The sequence below is a fragment of the Sphingobium sp. IP1 genome (assembly GCF_002708645.1).
GTDB lineage: Bacteria > Pseudomonadota > Alphaproteobacteria > Sphingomonadales > Sphingomonadaceae > Sphingobium > Sphingobium yanoikuyae.
The window spans coordinates 1-8,252 of record NZ_NOIW01000163.1 but is presented as its reverse complement, the minus strand read 5'-3'; the positions used below and the strand labels follow the sequence as shown (position 1 = coordinate 8,252).

The 8,252-nt window shown below is 67.4% G+C and carries 10 protein-coding genes, 1 pseudogene and 1 riboswitch; of the genes and pseudogenes, 4 read left to right on the top strand and 7 right to left on the bottom strand.

Features of this window, described 5'->3' with window-relative positions; genetic code table 11:
* The 3 genes from CG471_RS27990 to CG471_RS27980 form a co-directional block, all read left to right on the top strand.
* A partial coding sequence (locus CG471_RS27990; protein WP_099234451.1) for a DUF6127 family protein occupies positions 1 to 242 on the top strand: 242 nt, incomplete at its 5' end.
* Positions 239 to 682 (top strand): HK97 family phage prohead protease, encoded by a 444-nt coding sequence (locus CG471_RS27985; RefSeq protein ID WP_099234450.1) that lies wholly within the window; start codon positions 239 to 241, stop codon positions 680 to 682. The genes CG471_RS27990 and CG471_RS27985, both read left to right, overlap by 4 nt.
* The gene (locus tag CG471_RS27980; protein WP_099234449.1) at positions 672 to 926 is read left to right on the top strand and encodes a hypothetical protein; all 255 of its coding nucleotides are present in this window, start codon (positions 672 to 674) and stop codon (positions 924 to 926) included. Before CG471_RS27985 ends, CG471_RS27980 begins: the two co-directional genes overlap by 11 nt.
* A gap of 4 nt (positions 927 to 930) precedes the next feature.
* Here the strand turns inward: CG471_RS27980 and CG471_RS27975 are convergent, their stop codons facing one another.
* The gene (locus tag CG471_RS27975) at positions 931 to 1,602 is read right to left on the bottom strand and encodes a phytanoyl-CoA dioxygenase family protein (protein WP_099234448.1); all 672 of its coding nucleotides are present in this window, start codon (positions 1,600 to 1,602) and stop codon (positions 931 to 933) included.
* 22 nt (positions 1,603 to 1,624) lie between these two features.
* Positions 1,625 to 2,059, bottom strand: coding sequence for a hypothetical protein (locus CG471_RS27970; RefSeq protein ID WP_099234447.1), 435 nt, complete (start codon positions 2,057 to 2,059; stop codon positions 1,625 to 1,627).
* Positions 2,060 to 2,228: 169 nt separating this feature from the next.
* Here CG471_RS27970 and CG471_RS27965 point away from each other — a divergent pair, with 169 nt between their 5' ends.
* Positions 2,229 to 3,347 carry a phage major capsid protein gene (locus CG471_RS27965; protein WP_099234446.1) on the top strand — a complete coding sequence of 373 codons (1,119 nt, stop codon included), beginning with the start codon at positions 2,229 to 2,231 and terminating at the stop codon, positions 3,345 to 3,347.
* A 106-nt stretch (positions 3,348 to 3,453) separates the two neighbouring features.
* Here the strand turns inward: CG471_RS27965 and gcvH are convergent, their stop codons facing one another.
* From gcvH to CG471_RS27935, 5 genes and pseudogenes are all read right to left on the bottom strand, one after another.
* Positions 3,454 to 3,825 carry a glycine cleavage system protein GcvH gene (gcvH, locus tag CG471_RS27960; protein ID WP_097384190.1) on the bottom strand — a complete coding sequence of 124 codons (372 nt, stop codon included), beginning with the start codon at positions 3,823 to 3,825 and terminating at the stop codon, positions 3,454 to 3,456.
* Positions 3,826 to 3,851: 26 nt separating this feature from the next.
* Positions 3,852 to 5,015, bottom strand: a complete 1,164-nt coding sequence (gcvT, locus tag CG471_RS27955) for a glycine cleavage system aminomethyltransferase GcvT (RefSeq protein ID WP_099234445.1) — start codon at positions 5,013 to 5,015, stop codon at positions 3,852 to 3,854.
* Between the two features lie 176 nt (positions 5,016 to 5,191).
* Positions 5,192 to 5,292: riboswitch (glycine riboswitch) on the bottom strand.
* Positions 5,293 to 5,390: 98 nt separating this feature from the next.
* The gene (locus CG471_RS27950) at positions 5,391 to 5,675 is read right to left on the bottom strand and encodes a hypothetical protein (RefSeq protein WP_099234444.1); all 285 of its coding nucleotides are present in this window, start codon (positions 5,673 to 5,675) and stop codon (positions 5,391 to 5,393) included.
* 666 nt (positions 5,676 to 6,341) lie between these two features.
* Entirely contained in the window at positions 6,342 to 7,493 is a 1,152-nt protein-coding gene (locus tag CG471_RS27940) for a deoxyguanosinetriphosphate triphosphohydrolase (RefSeq protein ID WP_099234442.1), read from the bottom strand.
* 9 nt (positions 7,494 to 7,502) lie between these two features.
* Positions 7,503 to 8,252 (bottom strand): annotated as a pseudogene (locus CG471_RS27935) (SPOR domain-containing protein); the annotation flags it as partial.

Below are 8,252 nucleotides of genomic sequence, written 5' to 3'. Positions count from 1 at the left end.
TCCGAGCGCTGATCGAGGAGGCGAGCGAACTGGGCGCCGGGCGGGCGCTGGCGCGGCTGGGGCTGGAGGACCGGCGGGCCCGGGCCGGCCTGCGGGGAATGCGCGGACTGCTGCGCGCCCGGCGCGGCGCGAAGAAGGCGGCGCGCGGGGCGGCGATCGGCTGGGCAGTGCGGATCGTCATGGCGCTGGTGCTGCTGGGCATGGCGGTGAAGATGGGGCTCAGCGGGCTGGTGAAGGGATGAGCGGGCGGGGGGAAGCGGGCGCGCTGCGCTTTGCCGGCTATGCCGCGATCTTCGACCGGGTGGACCGGGGCGGTGACGTGGTGCGGCCGGGCGCATTCGGCGCGGTGACCGCGGCGCAGGTGCCGCTGCTGTGGCAGCATCGGCCCGGCGCGCCGATCGGCCGGATCGAGATGGCGCGCGAGGACCGGCGCGGCCTGCGGGTGATCGGCCGCGTGTCGCGGACGAGCGCGGCCGGGCGCGAGGCGGCGGCGATGCTGGCGAGCGGGGCGGTCGACGGGCTGAGCTTCGGCTATCGGGTGAAGGCGGCGCGGGGCGCGGGGCCGCGCGAATTGCTGGCGCTGGAACTGGTGGAGGTGAGTCTGGTCACGCACCCGATGCAGCCGCTGGCGCGGGTGATCGGGGTGGAGGGAATGGCTTTACAAAATGAGGATGGCCGTTGAACATCGGCGCATGGATGAAAGTCGCTACCGTTCACCGCGTAATTTGGATGAAGCCATCGCATCTGTGCAGCCGGCATGGTCCAAACGTATCGCCAAGATCCTTTTGCCCCTGAATTTCCTGCTGGCGGTATTTTGCGTTTCGACCCAGTCCACCAGGCTGTTCTACGTCTGCTTGATCGTGACTGCGATCGTCATGGCCATTCATATCGGCTTTGCGGTGCGCATCTTTTTCGATCGGGATTGATGAATCACACCCCCAGCCATTCCAGGCCGTCGGGTAGCGGGTCGGCGCTATAGTCGAGTTGCAGGACGCGGCGGTGGCGCGGGTTGGTGGCAGCGTCGGAGGCGTGGAGGATCGGCGTGGCGTAGAGCCAGATGTCGCCCCGCGCCGCGAGGCAGGGCTGGATGCCGCAGCTTGCGACGAGGGCAGCGACATCGGCTTCGGCGACGCGGCCATGATGGTGGGAGCCGGGCGCGATCAGCAGCGGGGCATTGTCGGCATCGACCGGATCGAGATGGAGGCGCAGCGTCACCATCGCGTCGAGCAGCGACTGGGGCGGGGCGACATGCTGGATGCCGGACTTCATCGTCCAGGGGCCAAAGCCGGGCGTGTCGATGCGCCGGCGCACGGCGATGGTGCGGTCCTGATGCCAGCCCAGCGCCCAGTTGGTGGCGGCGCTCTTGTCGAACAGGATGGCGCGGACCGGGCGGCTGGCCGCGCCCTGATGCGCGGCGGCGTGGCGGCCGATCGCGCCGGTTGGGCCGAGCAACGGACCAAGCGCGGGCAGGCTGGCGAGGCGCAGGCCCGGCTGGTCGGGCGGCAGATCAGCCAGGGCAGCTTCGATCGTGGCGAGATCGGCGGGGGACAGGGCGGCGGGAAGATGCTGGGCGCCGTGGGTGGCGAGGGTGAGGGGATTCATGGTCTGGACGATCGGCGTGGGATCAGGCGCCGGTCGTGTTGAAGCGGGCCTCGCCAATGTTCCCCTTATGCCGGGACGCGAAGACCCAGACGAGGATGCTGGCGCCAAGAGTGCAGGCCAAGACGATCGTCATCGGGCCGAACCCACCACCAAAGACCGCGCTCTTTTTGACGGCAAAAGCGAATGCTGCACCGGTGAGCAGGACGGTGATCGTGCCGCTCATTGCCGGGGAGGGATCGGGGCGTGCTGTTTGATCATGGCGATCCAGCCAGGATTTAATCAAGATAAGCGTCAGGAATATCCAGTAGATACCTTCGCCGATATGGCGCAGCTGTCTGCTGACGACCGGTTGGGTGAAGTCGATATAGGCAAGCAGGATCAACGCACCGATCGACATGAACAGCAGCGATCGGACGATGTGCTGGATGGGCGTGCGATAGCGGGAAAGCCAGGACATAGCGCGATGCTAAGGTGATTTTGGGGCGGCGGCAATTCGGATCGCCTCCCCCTCATCCAACTTCGCCTGGGCGGCTTTGCCGCCAAGGCTTCGTATCCTTCTCCCTCGAGGGAGAAGGAAAAGGCGGGCGGTTCCATTGGGGGCCGCCCTTTTTCTTTGGGAGACGGGCATGAGCGAGACGGTGACGGACGGGCTGGAGGGCGCTTTCGAGGCGGTGGCGCAGGGCGAGCGGATCGCGGCGCTGGAGGCGCAGTTGGGGGCGATGCGGGTGCAGATGGGGCGGCCGGCGCTCGATGGGGTGAAGGGCGGCGAGGTCGACCCGGCGCGCGGCGCCTTTGTCGAGCGCTATTTGCGGCAGGGACTGGAAGCGGGCGTCGAGCTGAAAAGCTTTTCCGGCGCCAGCGGGGCGGCGGGCGGCTATGCGGTGCCGCGCGAGATCGACCAGCTGATCGGGTCTACCCTGAAGGCGATTTCGCCGATCCGCGGCATCGCCAATGTCGTGCGGACCGGGACGGCGGGCTATCGCAAGCTGGTGACGGCCGGCGGCATCGTGTCAGGCTGGGCGAGCGAGACGGGCGCGCGGGCCGAGACCGGCACGCCCAGCTTCAACGAGATCGCGCCGCCATCGGGCGAGCTTTACGCCAATCCGGCGGCGAGCCAGGCGATGCTGGACGACGCGCAATTCGATGTCGAGGGCTGGCTGGCGGGCGAGATTGCCCGCGAGTTCGCGGTGGCGGAGGGCGCGGCCTTCGTCAACGGCAACGGGACGAACAAGCCCAAGGGTTTCCTGACCTATACCACCACCAGCGAGGCGGACAGCGTGCGCGCGTTCGGATCGCTGCAATATGTGGCGTCGGGGGCGGCGGGCGGCTTTGCCGCCACCAACCCGCAGGACAAGCTCATTGACCTGGTCCAGAGCCTGCGCGCGCCCTATCGTCAGGGGGCGAGCTTCGTGATGAACTCGGCGACGCTGGCGGCGATCCGCAAGATGAAGACCAGCGACGGCGCCTTCATCTGGCAGCCGGGGCTGGCGGCGGGGCAGCCGGCGACCCTGCTGGGCTATCCGGTGGTCGAGGCGGAGGACATGCCCGATATCGCCGCGAACAGCCTGTCGATCGCCTTCGGCAATTTCCAGGCCGGCTATGTCATCGCCGAACGCAGCGACACCAGCATCCTGCGCGATCCGTTCAGCAACAAGCCGTTCGTCCATTTCTACGCGGTCAAGCGGATCGGCGGCGCGGTGGCGAACAGCGAGGCGATCAAGCTGATGAAGTTCGCCGCTTCGTAAACGAGCGGGCGGCAAGCTGATGAAGTTTGCTGCTTCGTAACGGTGTCGGGGGTGGGGGACAGCCCCCACCCCAACCCCTCCCCTGAAGGGGAGGGGCTAATGTTGCTTAGAGGCTCGCCACGAACTTCTTGTAGGCGGCTTCGTTCATCAGGCCTTCCAGCTCGCTGGCGTCGGCGATGCGCAGCTTGAAGAACCAGCCATCTTCCTCGGCATCGCTGTTGACCAGCGCCGGCTCGTCTTCCAGCGCGCCATTGGCTTCGACGACTTCGCCCGAGATCGGGGCATAGACGTCGGACGCGGCCTTGACCGATTCCACGACGGCGGCGTCGTCGCCCTTTTCGAAGGTCGTGCCTTCGGCGGGCAGTTCGACGAACACGATGTCGCCCAGCTGTTCCTGCGCATAGTCGGTGATGCCGACGGTGGCGATTTCGCCCTCGACGTCGATCCATTCATGTTCGTCGGTGAAATAGCGGCTCATGCTTGCTCTCCTCGAAAAGCGGTAATTCAGGCCTTGCGGCGATAACGATGCGGAACGAACGGCATCGGCGCAACCGCCGCTGCAATCCGCTTGCCGCGCACCTCGATCTCCAGCGCGGTGTCCAGCGCGGAATAAGGCAGGCTGACCCAGCCCATGGCGATCGGCGCGCCCACGCTCGGCGCGAAGCCGCCCGAGGTGACTTCGCCTACCAGCACATCGCCGGCATAGATTTGCGCGCCTTCTCGGGCCGGCAAGCGGCCTTCGATCTTCAGGCCGACGCGCTTGGAACCGGGGCCTTCGGCCAGTTCCTTCATCACGCGGGCATGGCCGATGAAGCCGCCTTCCTCGCGGCGGCGCTTCTGGATGGCAAAGCCCAGGTCCGCGCCGATCGTGCTGACGGCGGGCGACAGGTCATGGCCATAGAGCGGCAGGCCGGCTTCCAGACGCAGCGAGTCACGCGCGCCAAGGCCGATCGGCTTGACCTGCGGCAGCGCGCACAGCGCATCGGCCAGCAGCGCGACGGACTCGCCCGGCACGCTGATTTCAAAGCCATCCTCGCCGGTATAGCCAGACCGGCTGATCCACAGCGGCACGCCGCGCCAGGTGAAGGGGCCGGACTGCATGAAGATGAGGTCGGCGGTTTCGGGGATGAGCGCGGCCATTGCCTCGCCCGCTTCCGGGCCCTGCAGCGCAAGCAGCGCCTGGTCGGCCATATGGTTCATGGTGACGTCGTCGGGCAGATGCTCGATCATCCAGCCGATATCGTCATATTTGGTCGCGCCATTGACGACCATGTAGATCGCCGCGCCTTCGAACGCGCCGTCACCCGGACGCGAAACCATCAGGTCGTCGAGGATGCCGCCTTCCGCGTCCAGCAGCATCGAATAGCGCTGGCGGAAGGGCTTCAGCCCCTTGATGTCACTGGGCAGCAGGGTTTCGAGCGCGGCGTCGACGCTAGCGCCGCCGGTCTCGTCGGAGAAGGTCAACTGGCCCATATGGCTGACGTCGAACAGGCCGGCATGTTCGCGGGTCCAGCTATGTTCGGCCATGATGCCTTCATACTGGATCGGCATATGATAGCCGGCGAAGCCGACCATGCGCGCGCCCTTGGCGCGGTGCCAGGCGTCCAGCGGCAGGGCTTCGAGGGGCAGTTCCGCTTCGAGGGCGGCGACGTCGTCAGTGGCGGTCATGGCAAGACCTTTCCGTAGGAGGGATGCGGCGACAGGCCAGCGCAGCCGACGAATCGGCGCTTCCGGCATGCCACCCCCTCTGTCACGGAACCTGAGAGCTTTGACCAGCGGCTTGGGGCCGGCTGGCTTACCCCTTCGGTGGGACGGCACGGGGCCATCCGCTTTCCAGAGTATCTACGCGCGATGCGGTCCTTTGGCCTGAGAGATTCCGGGGCGGTTGCTCCTTCGGCGACGGGCTCAAGCCTGAAAGGCGCCCATGCTCTCCCGCATCGCGCCCGCTGCCGAATCCTCGGCACCGGAGACGCCCCACGCATTTGCCCAAAGCGCGGGCGGCGTCAATCGGGCAAATGTCGCAGGGTGCAGGTTGCAGCCGGATCAGCCTTCCTCACGCGCCAGCCGCTGCGCCATGGCCAACGCCGCCGCCCGGCATTGCGTCAGCGCGGCATCGGCCGCTTCGTCCGATAGGGTCAGGTCGGCAAAGCCGCCTTCCCCGTCGAACATCTCCAGGAAGCGGGTGACGCCGGCATAGTTGGAATCCGCGACGGCGCGCTGGATGAGGTCGATCCGATCCGCCCAGGGCTGCGCGCCCTGCGCCCGCAGCAGGCGGGAAAGATCGTCAAGCTGGGCGGCAAAGGCCGCGATCTGGGGATGCAGTGTCATGGGGAGAGACATAAAGGCCGCGCGACGACCGGACCAGCCGGCCGAATGCCAACGCAGCGTTTCCGTTGGCGGAGTTTGGATGGATTTGTCCCCTTCTTATTCCATCATGCCAGCGAAGGCTGGCATCCCACTATTTTTTTGCCCCCTAGCTCTCAAAGAAAGAGAGATCCCAGCCTACGCTGGGATGACGGAGTTGGGTGGGAACAAGACATTCCTCCCCGGCACGGGGAGGGGGACCCGCGCGCAGGCGGGGGGCGAGGGGTGGGGGGGCCAAGGCCGGATCGCCCAGGCCGGATAGCGCAGCGCCAAGGGGCCCCTGCCCCTCCGTCAGCGCTTCGCGCTGCCACCTCCCCGTTCCGGGGAAGAACGTCCACTTCTGGTCGTCAGCAGCCAGAGCCCTGATCGCCCGTGCCCTTTCCTACTCCGCCTTTCTCTGGTCTATCCTGCGCGATGGAACAGTCCCCTGCCCCGCCCGCCTTATCTCCCGCAAAGCTCCAGCGGCATCGCTTCGCTGTCGCCTGGCTGTCGCGCGACAGAGGCGTCATAGGCGCGTCGACATGACCCAGGTGGCGCGTCGCAGGCGCGCGGGCCGTGCAAACACGCCAGAATGCGCGGGCAACGACGCTGTGAACTTTCAACTGTCGCGTCGAAGACGGCCGCTCGCGCCTAGACCAGGGCCCCGCAAATCTCGGCATGGCGCTTTTCGGCATAGCGATCGGTCATGCCGGCGATGAAGTCGGCGATGTGGCGGCTGCGGGTTGGTTCCTCCAGCGCGCATTCGTCGCGCCATTCGGGCGGCATCAGCGCGGGGTCGGCCAGATAGGCGCGGAACAGGTCCATCACGATCACCCGCGCCCGATCGGCGGCGGCCAGCTGGTCGGGGTGATGATAGAGGGTCGCATACATGAAGCGCTTCAGTTCGCGTTCCTGCGCCGCCAGTTCGGGCGAGAAGGCGACCAGCGTGCGGCCCAGCGCGCGGACATCGGCGACCGTTTTCACCCCGGCGGCCGCGATATTGGCACGGGTGGTGGTGAGCAGGTCATTGGCCATCACGCCAATCTGTTCGCGCACCAGTTCGCGCAGCAGCCGATCCTGCGGCACATCGGGATAGCGGGCCGTCACCCGATCCCAGCAATGGCGCACCAGCGGCACCGTCAAAAGCTGTTCCAGGCTCAGCAGCCCGGCGCGCAGGCCATCGTCAATGTCGTGATTGTCATAGGCGATATCGTCCGACAGCGCCGCCAGTTGCGCCTCGAGCGAGGCATGGCTGGTGAGATCCAGCGGGAACAGTGCGTCCAGTTCGCGCATCGCCCAGCCGGGTTTGGTCACAGGCCCATTATGCTTGGCCAGCCCCTCCAGCATTTCCCAGCTGAGGTTCAGGCCGCGAAAGCGCGGATAGGGCGAATCCAGCAGCATCAGCGTGCGCAGCGTGTGCGCATTATGATCGAAGCCGCCATGATCCTCCAGCGCCGCCTCCAGCGCATCCTCGCCGGCATGGCCGAAGGGCGGATGGCCGATATCATGGGCCAGGCACAGCGCCTCGGTCAGATCCTCATTGAGGGCGAGCGTGCGGGCGATGGCGCGGCCGATCTGCGCCACCTCCAGGCTGTGGGTCATGCGCACGCGATAATGATCGCCGTCGGGCGACACGAACACCTGCGTCTTGTGCCGCAGCCGGCGGAAGGAGATCGAATGGATGATGCGGTCGCGGTCGCGCTGGAACACGTCGCGCGGGCCGCGCATCTCGCCGCCCGGTTCGGCATGGAGCCGTCCCCGGCTCTGGTCGGGCTGAGAGGCGTAGGATGCGAGCATCGTCATGCGAACCCCTTATTTGCTGCCCAGCTTTTCGACCACCTCGCCCGCGTCGCTCTGCCAGGCGAAGGCATCGGCGCCGGCCTTCTTGAGGTCCGCCTCGACCGCCCTGGCGCGGGTGAAGCTGGCAAAGGGACCGATCAGCAGGCGAGAGGTCTGGCCCCAGCTTGCGCTCCAGCCATCCTGCGGCGCGACAGCGTCATATTTGCCCTGCAAGCGCTTGAAGGTGAAGCCCAGCGCGCTCTTCTGCCCGGTGCCGATCTGCACCCAGTTGCGCGCGGGGTTGGCGGCCAGCCGCTTCTTTTCCTCGGCTTCCTTCTTCGCCTTGGCGTCGGCTTCCGCCTTGGCCTTGGCGGCAGCCGCCTTCTTCGCCTTGTCGGCTTCGGCCTGGCGCGCGGCGGCGCGGCGGGCAGCCTGCAGCTTCTCGACCTCGGCCAGATCGACCGCGACCACGTTCGAGCGGCGCTCGCTGTCGGGCACGTCGATGGCGTGGATGATGTCGGCCAGACTGCGCGTCGCCTCCGGCGCCGGCTGCGGCGCGGCGCTGTCGGCCGGCGTCGTGAATATGGTGGCGACCGGCGCCGATGCCGTCTCCGCGGGCGGCGTGCCCTGCGGCGCGGGCGGGGTCACGCTCGACGCCTGGGCAAGCGCGCTCGAATTGAGCTGCGAAGCGGTGCTCGGCTGGCCGGTGGTCGGCGCCGGCGCGGTCGAGCGCGGTGCGCCGCCGTCCAGCGCGTCGAGGCCCGGCGCAGGCGGCCCCTGCAC